Annotated in this window: 16 protein-coding genes; 9 read left to right on the top strand and 7 right to left on the bottom strand. The window is 72.0% G+C overall.

All coding sequences use genetic code 11. The annotated features are described in order from the left end of the window. The first annotated feature begins 30 nt into the window (after positions 1–30). From nth to IF89_RS0109540, 3 genes are all read left to right on the top strand, one after another. Positions 31–912: an endonuclease III gene (nth, locus tag IF89_RS0109550; RefSeq protein WP_030764079.1), complete on the top strand. Its 882-nt coding sequence runs from the start codon at positions 31–33 to the stop codon at positions 910–912. A gap of 83 nt (positions 913–995) precedes the next feature. Continuing rightward, positions 996–1,718 carry an NUDIX hydrolase gene (locus IF89_RS0109545; protein WP_078628188.1) on the top strand — a complete coding sequence of 241 codons (723 nt, stop codon included), beginning with the start codon at positions 996–998 and terminating at the stop codon, positions 1,716–1,718. A 13-nt stretch (positions 1,719–1,731) separates the two neighbouring features. After that, positions 1,732–2,934 (top strand): MarP family serine protease, encoded by a 1,203-nt coding sequence (locus IF89_RS0109540; protein ID WP_030764074.1) that lies wholly within the window; start codon positions 1,732–1,734, stop codon positions 2,932–2,934. A gap of 324 nt (positions 2,935–3,258) precedes the next feature. Here IF89_RS0109540 and IF89_RS0109535 read toward each other — a convergent pair whose 3' ends face one another. The 5 genes from IF89_RS0109535 to IF89_RS0109515 form a co-directional block, all read right to left on the bottom strand. Next, positions 3,259–4,218 carry an alpha/beta fold hydrolase gene (locus IF89_RS0109535; RefSeq protein ID WP_030764072.1) on the bottom strand — a complete coding sequence of 320 codons (960 nt, stop codon included), beginning with the start codon at positions 4,216–4,218 and terminating at the stop codon, positions 3,259–3,261. Continuing rightward, complete coding sequence (locus IF89_RS0109530; protein ID WP_030764070.1) at positions 4,215–4,673, bottom strand: phage holin family protein; 459 nt, start codon at positions 4,671–4,673, stop codon at positions 4,215–4,217. The genes IF89_RS0109535 and IF89_RS0109530 overlap by 4 nt, the downstream gene beginning before the upstream one ends. 100 nt (positions 4,674–4,773) lie before the next feature. Next, positions 4,774–6,207 (bottom strand): Na+/H+ antiporter NhaA, encoded by a 1,434-nt coding sequence (nhaA, locus tag IF89_RS0109525; RefSeq protein WP_043193535.1) that lies wholly within the window; start codon positions 6,205–6,207, stop codon positions 4,774–4,776. A 309-nt stretch (positions 6,208–6,516) separates the two neighbouring features. Beyond that, positions 6,517–8,514, bottom strand: a complete 1,998-nt coding sequence (acs, locus tag IF89_RS0109520) for an acetate--CoA ligase (protein WP_199820484.1) — start codon at positions 8,512–8,514, stop codon at positions 6,517–6,519. Positions 8,515–8,675: 161 nt separating this feature from the next. Then, positions 8,676–11,216 (bottom strand): SulP family inorganic anion transporter, encoded by a 2,541-nt coding sequence (locus IF89_RS0109515; RefSeq protein ID WP_051806917.1) that lies wholly within the window; start codon positions 11,214–11,216, stop codon positions 8,676–8,678. Between the two features lie 237 nt (positions 11,217–11,453). On the opposite strand from IF89_RS0109515, the gene IF89_RS0109510 reads away from it, so the two are divergent. After that, on the top strand, positions 11,454–12,755 hold the full coding sequence (locus tag IF89_RS0109510) for a hypothetical protein (protein ID WP_030764060.1): 1,302 nt from the start codon (positions 11,454–11,456) through the stop codon (positions 12,753–12,755). Here the strand turns inward: IF89_RS0109510 and IF89_RS0109505 are convergent. Next, positions 12,709–13,767: an ATP-binding protein gene (locus IF89_RS0109505; RefSeq protein ID WP_043193474.1), complete on the bottom strand. Its 1,059-nt coding sequence runs from the start codon at positions 13,765–13,767 to the stop codon at positions 12,709–12,711. The two genes, IF89_RS0109510 and IF89_RS0109505, sit on opposite strands and share 47 nt — an antisense overlap. A gap of 108 nt (positions 13,768–13,875) precedes the next feature. Here IF89_RS0109505 and IF89_RS0109500 point away from each other — a divergent pair, with 108 nt between their 5' ends. Beyond that, entirely contained in the window at positions 13,876–14,697 is an 822-nt protein-coding gene (locus IF89_RS0109500) for a hypothetical protein (protein ID WP_030764055.1), read from the top strand. Between the two features lie 402 nt (positions 14,698–15,099). On the opposite strand, the gene IF89_RS0109495 is transcribed toward IF89_RS0109500, so the two are convergent. Continuing rightward, positions 15,100–15,972, bottom strand: coding sequence for an HAD family hydrolase (locus IF89_RS0109495; protein WP_051806916.1), 873 nt, complete (start codon positions 15,970–15,972; stop codon positions 15,100–15,102). A gap of 490 nt (positions 15,973–16,462) precedes the next feature. Here IF89_RS0109495 and ssd point away from each other — a divergent pair, with 490 nt between their 5' ends. Genes ssd through IF89_RS0109475 form a run of 4 tightly spaced genes read left to right on the top strand, consistent with a single transcriptional unit; the run spans position 16,463 to position 20,470 of the window. Beyond that, positions 16,463–17,671, top strand: coding sequence for a septum site-determining protein Ssd (ssd, locus tag IF89_RS0109490; RefSeq protein ID WP_078628187.1), 1,209 nt, complete (start codon positions 16,463–16,465; stop codon positions 17,669–17,671). Beyond that, a complete protein-coding gene (locus IF89_RS0109485; protein WP_030764048.1) occupies positions 17,668–18,816 on the top strand; it encodes a TadA family conjugal transfer-associated ATPase in 1,149 nt (382 codons plus the stop codon). Before ssd ends, IF89_RS0109485 begins: the two co-directional genes overlap by 4 nt. Further along, the gene (locus IF89_RS0109480; protein WP_234327709.1) at positions 18,813–19,694 is read left to right on the top strand and encodes a type II secretion system F family protein; all 882 of its coding nucleotides are present in this window, start codon (positions 18,813–18,815) and stop codon (positions 19,692–19,694) included. The genes IF89_RS0109485 and IF89_RS0109480 overlap by 4 nt, the downstream gene beginning before the upstream one ends. Beyond that, positions 19,694–20,470 (top strand): type II secretion system F family protein, encoded by a 777-nt coding sequence (locus IF89_RS0109475; protein WP_030764043.1) that lies wholly within the window; start codon positions 19,694–19,696, stop codon positions 20,468–20,470. The genes IF89_RS0109480 and IF89_RS0109475 overlap by 1 nt, the downstream gene beginning before the upstream one ends. Positions 20,471–20,477: the final 7 nt, after the last annotated feature.

The raw sequence follows: 20,477 nt of genomic DNA, 5'->3' as shown, positions 1-20,477 counted from the left end.
GCAGGAGTGACGGACGCCCAAAATTCTGCTGTGGGCGAACAAAGCCCCTCGAAGGCGCCCCGGAAGGCCGTGATTGCCCCCCAGGGCAAAGTTTCGGCCAAGAAATCGAAGCCGGCCAAGTCGGAATCCCGTCTGGCCATGGTGCGCAGGGCCCGCCGCATCAACCGGGAGCTGGCCGAGACCTACCCATACGCCCATCCGGAGCTCGACTTCCGCAATCCCTTCGAGCTGCTCGTCGCGACGGTGCTGTCGGCGCAGACCACCGACCTGCGCGTGAACCAGACGACCCCGGCCCTCTTCGCGGCCTATCCGACCCCCGAGGGCATGGCCGCGGCCGTCCCCGAGGAGCTGGAGGAGCTGATCCGCCCGACCGGGTTCTTCCGGATGAAGGCCAAGTCGCTGCTGGGCCTGTCGCAGGCGCTGCGGGACGACCACGGCGGCGAGGTGCCGGGCCGACTGGAGGACCTGGTCAAGCTGCCGGGCGTCGGCCGCAAGACCGCCAATGTGGTCCTCGGCAACGCGTTCGGCGTTCCCGGGATCACCGTGGACACCCACTTCGGCCGGCTGGTGCGCCGCTGGAAGTGGACCGAGCAGGAGGATCCGGAGAAGGTCGAGGCGGAGATCTGCGCGATCTTCCCGAAGAGCGAGTGGACGATGCTCTCGCACCGGGTCGTCTTCCACGGCCGCCGCATCTGCCACGCCCGCAGGCCCGCCTGCGGGGCCTGCCCGATCGCCCCGCTGTGCCCGGCGTACGGGGAGGGCGAGACGGACCCGGAGAAGGCGAAGAAGCTGCTCAAGTACGAGAAGGGCGGCCAGCCGGGCCAGCGGCTCAGCCCGCCCCCGGACTATCCGGGCCTGCCGGCGCCACCGCTCGGCGCGGTGGTCGACGCGGGGGAGCCGCAGGAGCGGTAGGAGCCGTAGGAACGAATCGGTACCCGGACCGCGTTTGCGGTGTGGGAGACGCTGTTGAGAGCAGAACGCGGACAGGAGCGCCTATGACGCGCGGTACACGGGACGAGGCCGGGGTCGGTGCGGGAGTGCGCGAGGGGGGCGGCCCTGCCGTCTCCGCCGCGGGGCTGCCCGACTGGCTCGATCCCGTCGTCAAGGCTGCCCGGACCGTGGAGCCGCGGCAGCTGAGCCGGTTCCTGCCGCCCGAGGACGGACGGGGGCGGCAGTCGGCCGTCCTCATCCTCTTCGGCGAGGGACCCCGCGGCCCGGAGCTGCTGCTGATGGAGCGCGCGGGCACCCTCCGCTCGCACGCGGGCCAGCCGTCCTTCCCGGGGGGCGCGCTGGACCCCGAGGACGGTGATCCGCAGACCACCGGTCCGCTGCGGGCCGCGCTGCGCGAGGCCGAGGAAGAAACCGGACTTGATCCCTCCGGTGTGCAGCTCTTCGGGGTGCTGCCCCGGCTCTACATTCCGGTCAGCGAGTTCGTCGTGACCCCGGTCCTCGGCTGGTGGCACACCCCGAGCCCGGTCGGCGTCGTGGACCCGGCCGAGACGGCGCGGGTGTTCACGGTGCCGGTCGCCGATCTCACGGACCCAGCGCACCGGGTCACCACCGTCCACCCGCGCGGGCACCTCGGTCCCGGTTTCACCGTCGAATCAGCCCTCGTCTGGGGTTTCACGGCCGGTGTGATCGACCGGATCCTGCACTTCGCAGGCTGGGAACGTCCGTGGGACCGATCACGCCAGGTCCCGCTCGACTGGCACGCATGAGACGGTGGCCCACGTGAACGTGCTGGACATCCTGTTGCTGCTCGCGGCCGTGTGGTTCGCGATCGTCGGCTACCGCCAGGGCTTCGTCGTCGGCATCCTGTCGGTGATCGGCTTCCTGGGCGGTGGCCTCGTCGCGGTTGCCCTGCTCCCGCTGATCTGGGACCGCGTGACGGACAACGGCACCCAGGTGTCCACCACGGTCGTCGTCATCGCCGTCGTCGCGATCATCATCTGCGCCTCCGTCGGCCAGGCGCTGACCACCCATCTCGGGGGCAAACTGCGCCGCCAGATCACCGCTGCGCCGGCGCGCGTGCTCGACGCCACCGGCGGGGCCCTGGTCAACGTGGTCGCGATGCTGCTCGTGGCCTGGCTGATCGGCTCGGCGCTGGCCGGCACCTCACTGCCCACCCTGGGCAAGGAGGTCCGCAACTCCAAGGTGCTCCTGGGTGTTTCGCGGGTGCTGCCCGAGCAGGCGAACAGCTGGTTCTCGGACTTCAGCTCCACCCTCGCGCGCAACGGCTTCCCCCAGGTGTTCAGCCCGTTCTCCAACGAGCCCATCACCGAAGTGAGGTCGCCCGATCCGGCGCTCGCCACCAGCCCCGTCGCGGACGTCGCCAAGCGCTCGATCGTGAAGGTCGTCGGTACGGCGCCCAGCTGCAGCAAGGTGCTGGAGGGCACGGGCTTCGTCTTCGCGCCCGGCAAGGTCATGACCAACGCCCACGTCGTCGGCGGCGTCAGCGAGCCGACCGTGCAGATCGGCGGCGAGGGCAAGCTGTACGACGGCAAGGTCGTGCTCTACGACTGGGAGCGCGACATCGCCGTTCTGGACGTGCCCAAGCTGAAGGCACCGCCGCTGGAGTTCACCGAGAAGGACGCGGCGAGCGGCAGTGACGCGATCGTCGCCGGCTTCCCGGAGAACGGCGCGTACGACGTCCGCGCGGCCCGCGTCCGCGGCCGGATCAATGCCAACGGGCCGGACATCTACCACCGCGGTACTGTCCGACGGGACGTCTATTCGCTCTTCGCGACGGTCCGCCAGGGCAACTCCGGCGGCCCGCTGCTGACGCCCGACGGCAAGGTGTACGGGGTCGTGTTCGCCAAGTCCCTCGACGACCCGAACACCGGCTACGCGCTGACGGTGGACGAGATCCGCGACGACATCCAGATCGGCCGCACGGCGGAGCGCCGGGTCGAGAGCCAGGGCTGCGCCCTCTGACGCGGCGCCCGCCCGCCGGGCCCCCTACGTCCGCGGATGCCGCAGGCGTGCGGAGACCCAGCGGGCCCGGCGGCGCAGGATGCGGGAAATACCCAGTCGGGGGTCGTGGCCGTAGCGGCCGGCCCTCTCGTGCGTACCCGGCGTAGCTGCCGGGCGGCGTTCGTGCGCGGTGTCACCGTGGTCGTGCGTCCAGCTCATACTCCGTGCTGTGCCCGGGCCCCAAGGTCCGTAATCCCGTTCGGGGCGGCCAATTGGCCTATGCGCCGGGCATTTGAATGCCCGTAAGACGATCGGACGACTGAACTGCCGTGCCCACAGGGGAGGTCAGCGGTCCGGCTCGGGGTCCTTCAGCCAGTTCACCAGCTCGGCGGAGAAGGCGACGGGGTCCTCCTCGTGCGGGAAGTGCCCGAGCCCGTCGAACAGCCGCCAGCGGTAAGGGGCTTCGACGTACTCGCCGGATCCGGCGGCGCTGCGGGTGCGCATCACCGGGTCGAGCGAACCGTGCAGGTGCAGTGTGGGCACCCGGACCGGGCGCTTCATGCGCCGGTTGAACTGCAGCCCGTCGGGACGGGCCATGGACCGCATCATCCAGCGGTACGGCTCGATCGAGCAGTGGGCGGTGGAGGGGATGCACATGGCGCGCCGGTACACGGCGAGGTCCTCCTCCTCGGGAGGGCGCGGCCCCGACCAGTCGCGGATCAGGTCCCCTACGAGCGCCCCGCCGTCGGCGACGAGCTGCCGCTCGGGCACGAACGGCCGCTGGAAGCCCCAGATGTGCGAGCTCGCCCGGGTCTGCCCGAAGTCCGACAGCATCGCCGAGCGCCACCGCCGGGGGTGCGGCATGGAGGAGACGACGAGCCGGCGCACCAGCTTGGGGCGCATCACGGCCGCCGTCCACGCGAGGTATCCGCCCAGGTCGTGCCCGACGAGCGCGGCGTCCGGCTCGCCGAGGGACCGTACGACCCCGGTGATGTCGAGTGCCAGGTTGGCGGGGTCGTAGCCGCGCGGGGTGCGGTCGCTGCCGCCGACCCCGCGCAGGTCCATCGCGACGGCCCGGTACCCGGCCTCGGCGAGGGCGGTCAGCTGGTGCCGCCAGGTCCACCAGAACTGGGGGAAGCCGTGCAGCAGCAGCACCAGCGGCCCGTCACCGAGCTCGGCGACGTGGAACCGCGCGCCGTTGGCGGCCACGTCCCGGTGCGTCACCGCTTCCCCGCCGGGGAGGTCGAGCCGCACCGCTGTGGCAGCGGTGGGCGGAATGCTGGGGTCCGGCGTGGGCGCTGTCATGAGGACGAGCGTGCCACACCCACAGCCTTGTCACTCAACGGCCGCGGGTGCGGCTTGACGGTGCCGACCAGCGCGGCGGTCTGCTTGACCGAGGCGATCGACTTCTCCGGCGGCTTGACCTTCTTGAACTTCCGTACCGCGATCAGCGCGAGCACGCCCGCGATCAGCAGGAACGCACCGCCGACGATGAGGAAGGACCAGGCGAGGCCGAGCCCGAGATTGTGGATGCCGTACGCCGCGGCGAAGGTCAGCACCGGGAGCGAGAAGACCGCGAAGACACCCGCGGCGGCGAGGGAGGCGGAGCCGCTGCCCACGCGCTTGGCGTCCTCGCGCAGTTCTGCCTTCGCCAGGGCGATCTCGTCGTGAACCAGGGCGGACATCTCGGCGGTGGCCGAGGCGACCAGCTGGCCGAGTGTGCGCTCGGCTCCCTGCGCCTCTTGGTCCACTGCGCTCATCGCTCTCTCCCTCTGTCGTCTGGCTGCCGGGGCGCCTCGCGGCCGTCCTCCGGCCGGCGTGCGGCTGTTGTCCCGCGTCCGTCCTGCGTCGTCCCTCAGATCATGCCGGACGGTCGGCCTCGGTGGTGGACCCGGCTGCGCTTTGGAGCGCGGCGGCGGCCGCCTTCTCCGCCTTGCGGCGGTGTTCCGCGGCCCGCTCCTCGTAGATCTTCGCCATCCGCAGGTGGTAGTCGGGCCTGCCCTCCTCGTAGATGTCCGGGATGCCGTCGTGGTCCTCGTCGCGCTCCTCGGCCTCGGTGAGCGCCCGGTAGCGGCGGTCGCGGAGCTTGAGCAGGAGGCAGGCGATCACGGCGGCGATCAGGGAGCCGATCAGGACGGCGGCCTTGATCTCGTCGGTGAGGGTCTCGTCGCCCGCGAAGGCGAGCTCGCCGATGAGGAGGGAGACGGTGAAGCCGATGCCGGCGAGCGAGGCGACGGCGAACACGTCGGGCCAGGCCAGGTCGTCGTTCAGCTCGGCCCGGGTGAAGCGGGCGGCCAGCCAGGTGCCGCCGAAGATGCCGGCGGCCTTGCCGACGACGAGGCCGAGGACCACCCCGAGGGTCTCGGGGCGGGTGAAGACCTGAGCGAGGGCCTGGTCGGAGAGGGAGACACCGGCGGAGAGCAGGGCGAAGAGTGGGACGGCGAGACCGGCCGAGACCGGCCGGACCAGGTGCTCGATGTGCTCGCCGGGAGAGGCCGTCTCGTCCTGCCTGCGGGTGCAGCGCAGCATCAGGCCCATGGCGACGCCGGCGATGGTGGCGTGGACACCGCTGTTGTACATCAGGCCCCAGATGACCAGGGCGAGGGGGACGTAGACGTACCAGCCCCGCACGCCGCGGCGCAGCAGGAACCAGAAGAGGACCAGTCCCGCGAGCGCCCCGCCGAGGGCCGGGAAGTGGATCTCACTGGTGAAGAACACCGCGATGATCAGGATGGCGAGGAGGTCGTCGACGACGGCGAGGGTGAGCAGGAAGGCGCGCAGGGCCGAGGGCAGGGAGGTGCCGATGACGGCGAGGACGGCAAGCGCGAAGGCGATGTCGGTGGCCGTCGGGACGGCCCAGCCGTCCATCGAGCCGTTGCCGGTGATGTTGACCAGCGCGTAGACGGCCGCGGGCACGACCATGCCGCAGACGGCGGCGATCACCGGGAGTGCGGCGGCCTTGGGGTCGCGCAGGTCGCCCGCGACGAGTTCGCGCTTGAGCTCGATGCCGGCGACGAAGAAGAAGATGGCGAGGAGCCCGTCGGCGGCCCAGTGCTGGAGGGAGAGGTCCAGGCCGAGGGAGGCGGGGCCGACGTGGAAGGACCGTACGTCGGCGTAGCTGTCCGCGACGGCCGGGATGTTGGCCCACAGGAGGGCGGCGATCGCGGCCACCAGCAGGAGGACGCCGCCCACCGTCTCGGCACGCAGTGCGTCGGCGATGAAGCGGCTCTCGGGCAGCGAGAGACGGCCGAGGAACGTGCGGCTCTTGTGGTCGGTGCGGTTCGGTACGGCCACGAGGGGCACCTCCGGGGGCTGTGGACGGCATGGCGGAACTCGTTGCCGACCAGACTTCCCGGCGCACCCCTGAGGTCTTTCTTTACGTTTTCATGATTGCACAGGGTGTACGCGAGGACGTATCCGGCGATCGTCACCTTATGCGCGAAAGGGGCACCCGGCGCGTCGCGCCGAATGCCCCTTTGTGCGTGGGCGGACCCGGGGTGGTCGAGGGTCCGGGGCGGGCCGGGTGACGCATGGTCCACCCGGTGACGGACCAGGCCCCCGGTGACGAACCCGGCCCCGGCCGAGTGGCCGGTTCGCGGTGGGTCAGTCCTCGCTGCCGGCGGCCGGGAGCTTGCTCTGGATCAGGTCCATGACGGAGGAGTCGGCGAGCGTGGTGACGTCGCCGACCGCGCGGTTCTCCGCGACGTCGCGCAGCAGACGGCGCATGATCTTGCCGGAGCGCGTCTTCGGCAGCTCCTGCACCGGCAGGATCCGCTTGGGCTTGGCGATCGGGCCGAGCGTGTTGCCCACGTGGTTGCGCAGGTCCGCGACCAGGCCCTCGGTCTCGGAGGCGCTGCCGCGCAGGATGACGAAGGCCACGATGGCCTGACCGGTGGTCTCGTCGGCGGCGCCGACCACGGCCGCCTCGGCGACCGAGGGGTGCGAGACGAGCGCCGACTCCACCTCGGTGGTCGAGATGTTGTGGCCGGAGACCAGCATCACGTCGTCCACCCGGCCCAGCAGCCAGATGTCGCCGTCGTCGTCCTTCTTCGCGCCGTCGCCCGCGAAGTACTTGCCCTCGAAGCGCGACCAGTACGTGTCGATGAAGCGCTGGTCGTCACCCCAGATGGTGCGCAGCATCGACGGCCACGGCTCGGTGAGGACCAGGTAGCCGCCCCCGCCGTCAGGGACCTCGCGCGCCTCGTCGTCCACGACGGTGGCGGCGATCCCCGGCAGGGGGCGCTGGGCGGAGCCCGGCTTGGTGTGCGTGACGCCCGGCAGCGGGGAGATCATCATCGCGCCGGTCTCGGTCTGCCACCAGGTGTCCACGATGGGGCAGCGGTCGCCGCCGATGTGCTTGCGGTACCAGACCCAGGCCTCGGGGTTGATCGGCTCGCCGACCGAGCCCAGGACGCGCAGGCTCGACAGGTCGAACTTCGCGGGGATGTCGTCGCCCCACTTCATGAACGTACGGATGGCCGTCGGCGCCGTGTAGAGGATCGTGACGCCGTACTTCTGCACCACCTCCCAGAAGCGGCCCTGGTGCGGGGTGTCGGGCGTGCCCTCGTACATGACCTGCGTGGCGCCGTTCGCGAGCGGCCCGTAGACGATGTAGGAGTGCCCGGTCACCCAGCCGATGTCGGCCGTGCACCAGTAGACGTCGCTCTCCGGCTTGAGGTCGAAGACCGCGTGGTGGGTGTACGCCGCCTGGGTGAGGTAGCCGCCGGAGGTGTGCAGGATGCCCTTCGGCTTCCCCGTCGTCCCCGACGTGTAGAGGATGAAGAGGGGGTGCTCGGCGTCGAAGGCCTGCGGGGTGTGCTCGGCGGACTGGCGTGCGACGACGTCGTGCCACCAGACGTCGCGGCCCTCGCTGAAGGCCGTGTCCTGGCCGGTGCGGCGTACGACGAGTACGTGCTCGACCTGCGGACACTTGGCGACGGCCTCGTCGATGGCGGGCTTGAGAGCGCTGGGCTTGCCGCGGCGGTAGCCGCCGTCGGCGGTGATGACCAGCTTGGCGTCGGCGTCCTGGATGCGGGAGGCGACGGCGTCGGCCGAGAAGCCGCCGAAGACCACGGAGTGCGCGGCGCCGATGCGGGCGCACGCGAGCATGGCGACGACCGCCTCGGGGATCATCGGGAGGTAGACGGCGACGCGGTCGCCGGCCCGGACACCCAGCTCGGTGAGGGCGTTGGCGGCCCGGGAGACCTCGTCCTTGAGCTCGGCGTAGGTGATCGCGCGGCTGTCGCCGGGCTCGCCCTCGAAGTGCAGCGCGACGCGGTCGCCGTTGCCGGCCTCGACGTGGCGGTCCACGCAGTTGTACGCGACGTTCAACCTGCCGTCGGCGAACCACTTCGCGAAGGGCGGATTCGTCCAGTCGAGCGTCTCGGTGGGCTCGGTGGCCCAGGTCAGCCGCCGGGCCTGCTCGGCCCAGAAGCCCAGCCGGTCCGCGTCGGCCTGTGCGTACGCAGCCTCTTTCACATTGGCGGCGGCGGCCAGATCGGCAGGCGGTGCGAACCGCCGCTCCTCCTTGAGCAGATTGGCCAGGCTCTCATTGCTCACGACATCTCCCTTTCCCAGGGTGTCCGTTGTGTCCCCGGGCATAGCTCATCAGTCTGCGGCCCGGGTGACAAGGGGTAACCTGGAATTGGTTTAGACCTATATCGCGCCGAGGGCCCGCACGAGAACGACGCACGAACGGCCCCTTCCCGCTGCAGGGTGCGGGAAGGGGCCCATCGATGGCACGGATACCGGAGGGTATCGGTTCAGACGTGCTGGCCGACCGTGCCGACGGTGTCGCCCGAGCCGACCGTGTCGCCCGTACCGACCGTGTCGAAGACCCGGCAGTCGAAGGCGTCCTCGCCCTCGGACAGCAGGTACGCCTGGGCCTCGCCGACGTGGAAGTACATGCCGTGCAGCTCCAGGGTGCCCTCGGCGAGCCGCCTGGCCACCGATTCGTGGGCCTTCAGGTGCTCCAGCTGCTGCACCACGTTGGTCAGGCACAGCTGCTCCACGGCGTCGGCCGGGAGCCGGCCCGCGATCCGCGCCCAGGCGTGGTGGCGGCTGGACATCCGCCGCAGGCTGGGAAGCCCGTGCCGCAGCCAGCGGCGCAGCGGGGTCGTCGAGTCCTCGGGCGGGGAGTTGAGCAGGGCCTGCATGGCCCCGCAGCCCGAGTGCCCGCAGACCGTGATGCTGTCGACCTTCAGCACGTCCACCGCGTACTCGATGGCCGCGGCGACGGAATCGTCGGTGGACTCCGCGCCGGGCAGCGGCACGAGATTGCCGACGTTGCGGACGGTGAACAGATCTCCCGGGCCACTCGCCGTGATCATGCTCGTCACCAGCCGGGAGTCCGCGCAGGTGATGAAGAGCTGTGAGGGGCGCTGGCCCTCGCGGGCCAGCCTGGCCAGCTCGTCGCGGACGTGGGGTGCGGTGTCGCGCTGGAAGGCGCTGATTCCGTTGGCGAGTTGGCCCGCGCCGCGTCGCCGTGGCGTCGGCGAACCGCCGGCGCCCGCCCCTGCGTCCGGTGCCCCGCCGTTCGCCCCGTCTGCGGCCGCTCCCGTGGCCGCGGCCGTACGGGTGCTCGTCGTGCGGTGGTCGCAGTGGTTCTGCCAGGGCGTCCACGGGCGGCAGCACTGGTGCGCTCCGCGCTGGTGGCCGCGCCGCGGCCGGTCGGCCTGGTGCCCGCCCTCGGCGTGGCGGGTCTCGTGGCCGCGGTCGGACGCGGGGGCTCCGGCCGGCCCGTCGGCCCCGTCCGCCCCGTCGGGGGAGCCGGTCTCCGTGGCCGCGGCGGGGTCGGTGTCGGTGATCCGAGCGGCCTGCCCGGAACGGCCGGTGACCTCCAGGGTCCCTCCGTGTGCCAGGTGGGACTGCTGCCAGTCCTGGATCGTCTCGTAGGCCGCGTGGTCCATGAAGGACCCTTCGAACTCGATCACGACGTGCGCCCCGTGCGGGATCTGGTTCAGCACCCGGCTCAGCCGCGGTACCGCCAGGAAGGTCAACTGTCCGCGGACGCGGACCCGGTGGCCGCCGCCGTCCAGCGGCTCCAGCGTGATCCGGGTCCGGGCGAGCCGGTGCAGGGCCAGGGCGACGGCCACGGCGATGCCCACGGCCACACCCTCCAGCACCCCGCCGAGCACCACGGCCACGATGGTCGTCCCGTAGACGAGGGCCTCCCGGTGTCGGGTGACATTGCGCAGGTGCGTGATGCTGACCATCTGCACGCCGACCGCCATCACCAGCGCGGCCAGCGTGGCCAGCGGGATCAGGTCGAGGAGCGGCACCAGCAGGAAGGCCGCGAGCAGCACCCAGAACCCGTGCATCATCGACGACTTCCGGCTGGCCGCCCCGGACTTGACGTTCGCCACGCTGCGTACCGCCACACCCGTGATCGGCAGCCCGCCCAGCGCCCCGGACACGATGTTCGCCGCGCCCTGTCCGCGCAGCTCCCGGTCGAGGTCGGCGCGCGGCGGCCGGTTCTCCGTACTGCGCTCGGAGGCGATCAGCTTGTCGGTGGCGACCGCGGAGAGCAGTGATTCCACGCTGCCGACCAGCGTGATGGTCAGAACGGCGGCGATGAGGCCGAGGACCGGGCCTTCGGGCATCTCGGGCAGTGCGTGGCTGCGCCAGGACGGCAGGTCCACCCGGGGCAGGCTGAGTCCGGCCAGGGCGGCGAAGGCGGTGGCGGCGGCGACGGCGGCGAGCGGCGCCGGCACCTTGCGCAGGGCGCGGCCGGTCCCCCCGGGGATCCGCGGCCAGCCGAGCAGGACCACCAGGGTCAGCGCGCTGACCCCGAGGGCCACCGGGTGCAGGTCGGCCAACTGGGCCGGCAGGCCGAGCACGTTCGCCACGGCGGAGCTCTGGGGTGTACCGCCGAGCACGATGTGCAGTTGGGCCAGTGCGATGGTCACGCCGATGCCGGCGAGCATCCCGTGCACGATGGCCGGGCTGACCATGAGGGCGGACCGGGCGGTGCGCAGGGCGGCGAGGCCGAGCTGGCAGATGCCGGCGAGCACGGTGATGGCGCAGGTGGTGCGCCATCCGTACCGCTGGATCAACTCCGCGGTCACCACCGTGAGTCCGGCGGCGGGTCCGCTCACCTGGAGCGGGGCGCCGCCCAGGCGGCCGGCGACGATTCCGCCCGCGGCCGCCGCGACCAGACCCGCCTGGAGCGGGGCTCCGGTGGCCAGGGCGATGCCGAGGGAGAGCGGCATGGCGATCAGGAAGACGGCGATGGAGGCGGACAGGTCCGCGGGGAAGTCCTTGCGGACCTCGCGGGGGGTCTGGGTCGGGGAAGTGACTGTCATCGGGTCCCGTCTCCTCTGGGATGAGGGTCGCAGCGGCGGGAATCTCAACACTGAGTAAATGAACGGTAATGGAGAGTAAAGATGAGCGGTGGACAATTCGGGCGAATGGCTTACGAATTAGCACTCAAGGGTGATTAAGCATTTTGTACGGCTTGTCATACCTTCCTCGCGATGGACCGCATGGGACGTTGCGGCGCGGAAGTCCTGCGATGGAACTGCGAGGGAGAGGTGGGGCGGATGATCGCCGCCACGAAGAAGATCGCCGGCGGTATGGTCGCCACGGCGCTGGTCCTGGGCGTCGCCGGGTGTACCGCTTCGGAGCCCGCGAAGTCCCCGGTCGCCGGAGGACCGAACGCCCGCAAGGGCGCCCCGGAGGCGCCCGGCAGCGTCAACCGCCCCATCGGCGACGGTTCGACCGCCTACACCGGCCCCCAGCCCAACGTGGTGAAGCCGCAGAAGCTGAAGCCGGGTGAGAAGCCGCCGCAGTTCGTGGTGTTCTCATGGGACGGGGCCGGCGAGGACAGCCAGAAGCTCTTCTCGCACTTCCGCGAGGTCGGCAAGAAGTACAACGCCCGCATGACGTACTTCCTCAGTGGCGTGTACATGCTTCCCGAGGAGAAGCGTTTCCTCTACACCGCTCCGCAGCACGCGCCCGGCCGCTCCGACATCGGCTTCGGCGACCTCCAGGGCATCAAGGACACCGCCGCCCAGGTCCGCGCGGCCTGGCTGGAGGGCAATGAGATCGGTACCCACTTCAACGGGCACTTCTGCGGGCCCGACGGGGGTGTCGGCACCTGGTCCGTGGAGGAGTGGAAGAGCGAGATCGACCAGGCCAAGTCCTTCGTCAAGAACTGGAAGACCAACGCGGGCCTGAAGCAGGAGGAGGCGCTCCCCTTCGACTACGACAAGGAGCTCATCGGCGCCCGCACCCCCTGCCTCGAAGGCCAGAAGAACTTCATGCTGGCGGCGAAGGGCATGGGCTTCCGCTACGACTCCAGCGGGATCAGCAAGCAGATCTGGCCCAAGAAGACGGACGGCCTCTGGGACATCCCGCTCCAGCTGGTGCCCATGCCGGGTCGCGCCTTCGACACGTTGAGCATGGACTACAACTACATGGTCAACCAGTCCGGGACGACCTCCCAGGGCGACCCCTCGCAGCACGCGTACTGGGGCGACCAGATGCGTGACGGCCTGCGGCAGGCCTTCGACCGCGTCTACCAGGGCAACCGCGCCCCGCTGATCATCGGCAACCACTTCGAGTCCTGGAACGGCGGCACCTACATGCGCGCCGTCGAGGAATCGATCAAGGGCATGTGCACCCAGAAGGAGGTGCGCTGCGTGCCCTTCCGCGAGCTGGTCGACTGGCTGGACGCCCAGGATCCCAAGACCCTGGAGTGGATGCGCACCCTCGACGTCGGCGAAGCGCCGAAGGAGGGCTGGGCGAAGTTCCTGACCGCGGGGCCGCCGGCGCCGCCGGTCGCCCCCGCCGGCGTCACGCCGGCTGCGGAGCCGGCCGAGGAGACTGAGGACGAGGGCTGACGGCCTCTTCGACGCCCGCGCCGTTCTCGGAGGTGCCGAGTCCGTCGAGGCCCTCGCGCAGCACGAAGCCGGGGTCGACCTGCTCCGCCAGGTCGGCCCCGGTTTTGGCGTTGCCCCAGCTCTCCGCGTTCTTGAGGTGGAAGCTGACCATCTGCTCGGTGTACCGGCCCCAGTCGCGGTGCGCGTAGGAGTCGTCGGCGGCGTCCTGGAGCGCCTGGAGGGCGAACCGGTTGGTCGCCTCCAGCAGTTCGAAGGAGGCCGGGCGGCCCTTCTCCATCGCCCGTACCCAATCGGAGTGCCCGACGGTGACCAACAGGTCCTCGCCCGCCTCGTCCTGGAGGAACTCGATGTCCTCCGGACCTTGCACCTTGTTGCCGACGACCTTCAGCGCCACCCCGAAGTCCCGTGCGTACTCCTTGTACTGGCGGTAGACGGAGACGCCCTTGCGGGTCGGCTCGGCGACGAGGAAGGTCACGTCGAAGCGGGTGAACATGCCCGAGGCGAAGGAGTCGGAGCCCGCCGTCATGTCGATCACGACGTACTCGTCGGGTCCGTCGACAAGGTGGTTGAGGCACAGCTCAACCGCCCCGACCTTGGAGTGGTAGCAGGCCACGCCCAGGTCGGCCTCGGTGAACGGGCCGGTCGCCATCAGACGTACGGGTCCCCCGTCGAGCAGGACCGTGCGCGCACAGGCGTCGTAGACCGGGTTGTCCTCGGTGACCCGCAGCAGACGCGAGCCGCGGCCCGGCGGAGTCGTCTTGATCATCGTTTCGGCGGACGCGATGCGCGGGTTGGAACCCCGCAGGTACTCCTTGATCAGGGGCAGGTGCGCCCCGAGGGCGGGCAGGCCGGCGGCCTCGTCCTCGGGGAGTCCCAGTGCGGCGCCCAGGTGCTGGTTGATGTCGGCGTCCACCGCGACGACGGGGGCTTCGTTGGCGGCCAGGTGGCGGATGAAGAGGGAGGACAGCGTGGTCTTGCCGCTGCCGCCCTTCCCTACGAAAGCGATCTTCATGTTCACCAAGCGTAGTGGGTAAGTAGCACTGAGTTGTCAAGGTGAGTGAAGAAGACCACTCCAAGGAGGGGTCGGTGCCGTGCCCGCTCGGTCGTAGGCTCCCTACTTATGAGTAGCGCTTCTGACCCGTTGGCCGCCCTGGCCGGGCTGCCGGGTGTCGCCGATTCCGTGGATTCCGTACGCAAGGCCGTGGACCGGGTCTACGGACACCGGGTGATGCGCCGCCGCAGCGGTGAGATCACCTCGGAGGCCGCGCTGCGCGGCGCCCGCGCCAGTGCGGCGCTGTCCGGTGCCGACTGGGCGCTGGAGGAGGTGCGGCGGCGGACCGACTTCGGCGCGGAACCGGAGGCGCTGACCGTGGGCGCCGCGCTGCGGCTCACCGCGGAGGCGGGGCAGCTGCTCAGCATCTGGCGGCAGTCGCCGCTGCGGGTGCTGGCCCGGCTGCACCTGGTGGCGGTCGGGTCGACGGCCGAGGGAGACGTGGTGGGCCGGCCGCGCCTCGCGGGCGAGCAGGTGGCCGAGCCGCTGGTGGAGGCGCCGCTGCCGGACGCCGCAGAGGTGGCCGGACGGTTGGACGGTCTGTCCGGGATCGTCATCGCCGGCGGCTCCGCCCCGGCCCTGGTGACGGCGGCGGTGGTGCACGGCGAACTGCTGGCGCTGCGGCCGTTCGCCTCGTACAACGGACTGGTCGCGCGGGCCGCCGAGCGCATCGTGCTGATCAACAGCGGGCTGGACCCCAAGGCGATCTGCCCGGCGGAGGTGGGGCACGCGGAGCAGGGGACCGAGGCGTATCTGGCGGCCTTCGAGGGCTATCTGTCCGGCACGGCCGAGGGCATGGCCGCCTGGATCGCCCACTGCGGCCGCGCGATCGAGCTCGGGGTGCGGGAGTCGACGGCGGTCTGTGAAGCGCTGCAGCGCGGCGCGGCCTGAGTCACCGCTTGTCGTTCGGGCCCCGTCGAGGGGCCTGACCGGCAAAGGGTCCGGACATGGGTTGCGGCGACACCGTACTGCTGTGGTGTCGCCGCTGGCACTCACGTCCAGGTACCAAGCGTCCTCGAAAGTTGCCCATCAGGTCGGGTACTTTGCCCGTCACCTGGTGCGGCTGGCCCGTAATCGACGGGTCGACGTCGCGTGGGTCCTCGGCGTTCATGCTTCGGTCCGTGGGCCATACTGCGTTTTAAAGATGATCCTCTCGGATGTTCTTTGGTCTCGCGGGCCGTTGCTTTATTTGTACTCCGCTTCGCTGCTCTGCGAAACCCCTGGCTGCATTTTTTACTTTCCAGGACGAATAAGGGCGAATCGGACGTCATGGTGCCGGGTAGGCAGGGGCCGTCAAGCGGTGGCTGCCGACAGTGCGAGGGCCCTGCGCCTGCTCGCGTACCAGACCAGCCCGGCGGTGGCGGCAGCAGCGCCCACCGCCGCCGCGGCGATCAGTGCCGGGCGGGCGGGCATGGACAGTCCGGGCAGCCGCTGCTTCAGCCGTACGGGGCGATTGAAGACCAGGACCGGCCACTCCCGCGCCGTCGCCTCGCGGCGCAGTGCGCGGTCGGGGTTCACGGCGTGCGGGTGCCCGACCGCCTCCAGCATCGGGATGTCGGTCGCCGAGTCGCTGTAGGCGTAGCACCGGGTGAGGTCGTAGCCCTCGGACTCGGCGAGCTCCCGTACGGCCTCCGCCTTGGTGGGTCCGTAGGCGTAGTAGTCGATCTCGCCCGTGAAGCAGCCGTCCTCGCCGACGACCATGCGGGTGGCGACGACCCGGTCGGCGCCGAGCATCTCACCGATCGGCTCGACCACCTCCGCCCCGGAGGTCGACACGATCACCACGTCCCGTCCCGCCGTGTGGTGGGCCTCGATCAGCGACGCGGCCTCGTCGTAGATGATCGGGTCGATGAGGTCGTGCAGGGTCTCCGCGACGATCTCCCGTACCTGCTGCACGTTCCACCCCTTGCAGAGGGCGGACAGGTACTCCCGCATCCGCTCCATCTGGTCGTGGTCGGCGCCGCCGGCCAGGAAGATGAACTGGATGTAGGCGGTGCGCAACACGGCTCGCCGGTTGATCAGGCCGCCTTGGTAGAAGGACTTGCTGAACGTCAAGGTGCTCGACTTCGCAATGACCGTCTTGTCCAGGTCGAAGAAGGCTGCGGTGCGAGGCGAGGAGTGCGGCAAGGGCTGATTTTCCACGCCCCGAGCATATGCGCCCACCATTCGGCGTAAGGTGTGGCGCGTGGGTTTGCCTGAGAGGGCTCTCGGGTACACCATGGAAGTCACGGATCGTTCGCGACCGTGCTAACCCGGTCTGGCTCCTCCCCCCCCGAGTCGGACCGTGGGGACGACCCCCGCTCTCCCCCCCGGCGGGGGTCGTCGCATGTCCGGACGCGGTTCGCGTCCCCGGCTCAGGTCCCGACCAGCCATCTGCTCGACCTCCCTCTACGGCCCGGCCCGTCCGCCGCAGGCCCACACCCCCTCGGACGCGTGACGCTGCGTAGTTGTTCCGCCGCGTTCCGGAACTCACCTGTGAGGGTGACCGGGTTATTCACAATCGATGGGTTGTCCACAGTTATCGGGCAAGATCCACTTCTTTTTCCGGATCGCTGCACGCTGATTCCGGCCGCGAAGTCCGCGGTGCTGGATTTGCAGTGAGAAGGGGGCGGAGATCGTGGCTCGATCGAAGTCGTGCGAAACGCCGAAGTCCGTGATGACCGGAAGGGCGGCGGGGACGGACAGTGCCGCCGGGGTGGCGCCCGGGACCGGCTCCGCCGGGGGTCGGCCGCTGATCATCACCGAGGACCCGCTGCTGCTCGACGACCTGTTGCGGCTGTGCGCCGCGGCGGGGGCCGAGCCCCACGTGCTGCACGGGGCGGTGGGGCACGGCGGCGAGGCCGTGGAAGCGGAGGCCGGGCCCGGCGGAAGCGGGGGCGAGGCACCCACATCGCCATATGGCTGCAATCGGGAGGGAGTCGGTTGGGAGTCGGCCCCGCTGGTATTGGTCGGGGACGACGCCGCGCGGCGCGTGCGGGGCGCGCCGCGCCGGCCCGGGGTCTACCTCGTCGGGCGGGACCTCGACGACCCCCTCGTCTGGCAGCGTGCGCTGGAGATCGGCGCAGAGGAGGTGCTGCGCCTCCCCGACGCCGAGAGCCGGCTCGTCGATCGGATTGCCGACGTCGTCGAGGGGGCCGGGCGGCCCGCGCTCGCTGTCGGCGTGATCGGCGGCAGCGGCGGCGCCGGCGCGTCGACGCTGGCCTGTGCCCTGGCCGTCCGGGCCGCCCGAGCCGGCGAGCGGACCATGCTGATCGACGGCGACCCGCTCGGCGGCGGCATGGACGTACTGCTCGGGGGCGAAGGGGCCGAGGGACTGCGCTGGCCGGACTTCGCGGCCTCCCGGGGACGGGTGGGCGCCGGGGCGCTGGAGGAATCCCTGCCCGAGCTGCACGACCTCCGGTTGCTCAGCTGGGACCGGGGCGACCGCGTGGTCGTGCCGCCCGCCGCCGTCCGTACGGTGCTGGCGGCGGCGCGCCGCCGGGGCGGCGTCGTCGTGGTCGACCTTCCGCGCCGGGTGGACGAAGCCGCGGCCGAGGTACTGGCCCAGCTCGACCTGGTGCTCATGGTCGTACCGGGCGAGCTGCGGTCGGTGGCCGCCGCGGGCCGGGTGGCCGCCGGGGTCCGGATGGTGGCCCGGGACGTCCGCGTCGTCGTACGGGGGCGCTGCCCGGGCGGTCTCGACGCCGAGGACGTGGCAGGGCTGCTGGGGGCGCCGCTTGCCGGGGAGGTGCCCGTCGAGGTGGGACTCCCGGGCCGGGTCGCCGAGGGGGAGCCGCCGGGCTCGCAGGCGCGCGGCGCCCTGGCCCGCTTCTGCGACGGCTTCTGGCAGCGAGTCCTCGGCGCCGCCCAGGGGGTACCGGCATGAGCGCGGTACTGCTGGACGCGGTGCGTAGGCGGCTCGCCGAGAGCGGGGCCGAGCCGACCCCGGCGAGGGTGGCGGCCGCCCTGCGCGCCCAGGGCAGGCTGCTCGGCGACGAGGAAGTGCTGGGCGCGGCGGCGGAATTGCGCTCCGAACTGGTCGGCGCGGGGCCGCTGGAGCCGCTGCTGGCCGATCCCGAGGTGACCGACGTACTGGTGGCGGCCCCCGACCGGGTGTGGGTGGACCGCGGCAGAGGGCTGGAGCTGACCGGGGTGACGTTCGCCGACGCGGGCGCCGTGCGCCGGCTCGCCCAGCGGCTGGCCGCCGTGGCCGGCCGGCGTCTCGACGACGCACGGCCCTGGGTGGACGCCCGCATGCCCGACGGCACCCGGCTCCACGCCGTGCTGCCGCCCGTGTCGGTCGGCTCGGCCTGTCTCTCACTCCGGGTCGTACGGCCGAGGGCCTTCACCCTGGAGGAACTCGTCGCGGCGGGCACGCTGCCGCCCGGCGGCCAGCGGATGCTCCGCGACATGGTGGAGGCCCGGCTGTCGTTCCTCGTCTCCGGTGGGACGGGCACGGGGAAGACCACCCTGCTCAGCGCCCTGCTGGGGCTGGTGGGGCCGGGCGAGCGGATCGTGCTCGCCGAGGACTCGGCCGAGCTGCGGCCCGACCACCCGCACGTGGTGCGGCTGGAGACCCGGCCGGCCAACCAGGAGGGGGCGGGCCTGGTCACGCTGGCCGACCTGGTCCGGCAGGCGCTGCGGATGCGGCCCGACCGGCTGGTGGTCGGCGAGGTACGGGGCGCCGAAGTGGCGGACCTGCTCGCCGCCCTGAACACCGGCCACGAAGGCGGCTGCGGCACGGTCCACGCCAATGCCGCCTCCCATGTCCCGGCGCGGCTGGAGGCGCTGGGCACTGCTGCCGGACTCGACCGGGGCGCCCTGCACAGCCAGTTGGCGGCCGCGCTGACGCTGGTGCTGCATCTGGTCCGGGACCGGGAGGGGCGGCGCCGGGTGGCCGAGGTGCACGTGCTGGAGCGGGACGCCGCCGGACTGGTGGTGACCGTCCCCGCCCTGCGATGGTCCGCCGGGGGTTTCCTGCGGGAGCAGGGCTGGGAGCGGCTGCGTCCGCTGCTGCGGGGTGCCCGGTGAGCGCCGCGGCGGGGTTCTCCCTGCCGCTGTTCGCCGGGGTGCTGTGCGCGGGCGCGGCTGTGTGGGGGCTCGCCGGGGGCGACCGGGCGGCCCGGCGGGCCCGGGCCCTGCTCACCGGGGGCGGACCCCTCGTGGGCGGGCCACCGCGCGGGGAGGCGCTGCTCGGCGCCGTCCGGGTACGGGTCGTGCGGTGGAGGGAGTGGGGCTGCCTCGCGGCCGGGCTGCTGGTCGCGGTCCTGGGCGGGTCGGTGCTTCCCCTGCTGGCCGGTGGGGCCGCGGTGCCCCTGGTGCGGCGGTGGCTGCAGATGCGGGCGCGCGAGAGGGCCCGGTCCGCCCGTGCTGCCGAGGTGGTGGCCCTGTGCGGGGCGGCGGTGGGCGAGCTGCGGGCGGGGGCCCAGCCGGGGCAGGCGCTGATGGCGGCGATGCGGCGTACGGCGGCGGGGCCGGGCGGGCCGGGTGCGGCGGAGGCCGGGGTGCTGGCAGCGGCGGCGTTCGGCGGGGACGTGCCCGGGGCGCTGCGCCAGGCCGCCAGGGAGCCCGGTGCGGAGGGCCTGGCCGGGATGGCCGCCTGCTGGCGCGTGTCGGTGGACGGCGGGGCGGGGCTGGCTGCCGGACTGGACCGGCTGGAGGGTGCGCTGAGGGCCGAGCGGGACCGGGAGGAGTCATTGCGCGCCCAGTTGGCGGGGGCGCGGTCGACGGTGCTGGTCCTTGCTCTGCTGCCGCTGGTGGGTCTGTTGATCGGCACCGGCCTGGGCGCGGATCCGCTCCGGGTCCTGCTGCACACCCCGATGGGTTGGGGCTGTCTGCTGGCGGGTGTGGTGCTGGAGGCGCTGGGGCTGCTGTGGTGCCGGCGGATCGTGCGGGCGGGGGAGCGGTGATGGGCGGCTTCTTCGTCCACAGGCTGGGGATCGTCCTGGGTGTGGCGGCGGCCCTGTGGCTGGTGTCAGTGGTGGTGGCGCGGGTCAGGGCGCGCGCTGTCCGGCGCAGGACCGCTGCGCTGCTGGGGATGCGGCCGCGGCCGCGCGGGCCGGTGCTCGGCTCCGGGGTGCGGAGCGCGGCGGCGGCGTGGGCCGTGCCCGCCGGGGCGGTGCTGGCCGGCTTGGTGCTCGTCGGCGGGGTGGCCGGTGCGGCTGTCGGGTGCCTGGCGGCGGTGGGGGTGCGGCGCTGGAGGTCGAGGCCGCGGCCGCCGTCGGCCGGGGTCGATCCGCGGGAGGCGGAACGCCAGTTGCCGTTCGCCGCCGATCTGCTGGCTGCGTGCCTGGCGGCCGGGGCCGGGCCGGTGGAGGCGGCGGAGGTGGTGGGCGAATCGCTGGGCGGCCCGGTGGGCGAGCGACTCGCACGCACCGGGGCGGAGCTGCGGCTCGGCGGTGAACCAGGCGCCGGGTGGGGGAGGTTGGCGGAGATACCGGGGGCCCGGGCGCTCGCCGAATGCCTGGATCGTGCCGCGCGGAGCGGAGCGCCCGCGGCGGAGCCCATGTCCCGGCTCGCCTCGGGGCTCCGGGAGGACCGGGCGCGGCGGGCCGGAGCCAGGGCACAGCGGGCGGCGGTGCTCGTCACCGCCCCGGTGGGGCTGTGTTTCCTCCCCGCATTTCTCTCGATCGGGGTCGCTCCGGTGGTGATCGGTATGGCCTCGGGACTTCTCTCGCGTCACTGACGTCGCA

The organism is Streptomyces sp. NRRL F-2664 (assembly GCF_000719345.1).
Classification (GTDB): Bacteria; Actinomycetota; Actinomycetes; order Streptomycetales; family Streptomycetaceae; genus Streptomyces.
Note: the sequence above shows the minus strand (reverse complement) of the source record. Positions and strands in the feature narration are given on the sequence as shown.

Excerpts from the sequence above, each read along its gene's own strand:
- IF89_RS0109495 (WP_051806916.1), bottom strand. The coding sequence starts at position 15,972 with ATGGTGGGCGCATATGCTCGGGGCGTGGAAAATCAGCCCTTGCCGCAC.
- IF89_RS0109535 (WP_030764072.1), bottom strand. The coding sequence starts at position 4,218 with ATGACAGCGCCCACGCCGGACCCCAGCATTCCGCCCACCGCTGCCACA.
- IF89_RS0109485 (WP_030764048.1), top strand. The coding sequence starts at position 17,668 with ATGAGCGCGGTACTGCTGGACGCGGTGCGTAGGCGGCTCGCCGAGAGC.
- IF89_RS0109500 (WP_030764055.1), top strand. The coding sequence starts at position 13,876 with ATGAGTAGCGCTTCTGACCCGTTGGCCGCCCTGGCCGGGCTGCCGGGT.
- IF89_RS0109510 (WP_030764060.1), top strand. The coding sequence starts at position 11,454 with ATGATCGCCGCCACGAAGAAGATCGCCGGCGGTATGGTCGCCACGGCG.
- ssd (WP_078628187.1), top strand. The coding sequence starts at position 16,463 with ATGACCGGAAGGGCGGCGGGGACGGACAGTGCCGCCGGGGTGGCGCCC.
- IF89_RS0109515 (WP_051806917.1), bottom strand. The coding sequence starts at position 11,216 with ATGACAGTCACTTCCCCGACCCAGACCCCCCGCGAGGTCCGCAAGGAC.
- IF89_RS0109530 (WP_030764070.1), bottom strand. The coding sequence starts at position 4,673 with ATGAGCGCAGTGGACCAAGAGGCGCAGGGAGCCGAGCGCACACTCGGC.
- acs (WP_199820484.1), bottom strand. The coding sequence starts at position 8,514 with ATGCCCGGGGACACAACGGACACCCTGGGAAAGGGAGATGTCGTGAGC.
- IF89_RS0109475 (WP_030764043.1), top strand. The coding sequence starts at position 19,694 with ATGGGCGGCTTCTTCGTCCACAGGCTGGGGATCGTCCTGGGTGTGGCG.
- IF89_RS0109505 (WP_043193474.1), bottom strand. The coding sequence starts at position 13,767 with ATGAAGATCGCTTTCGTAGGGAAGGGCGGCAGCGGCAAGACCACGCTG.
- IF89_RS0109545 (WP_078628188.1), top strand. The coding sequence starts at position 996 with ATGACGCGCGGTACACGGGACGAGGCCGGGGTCGGTGCGGGAGTGCGC.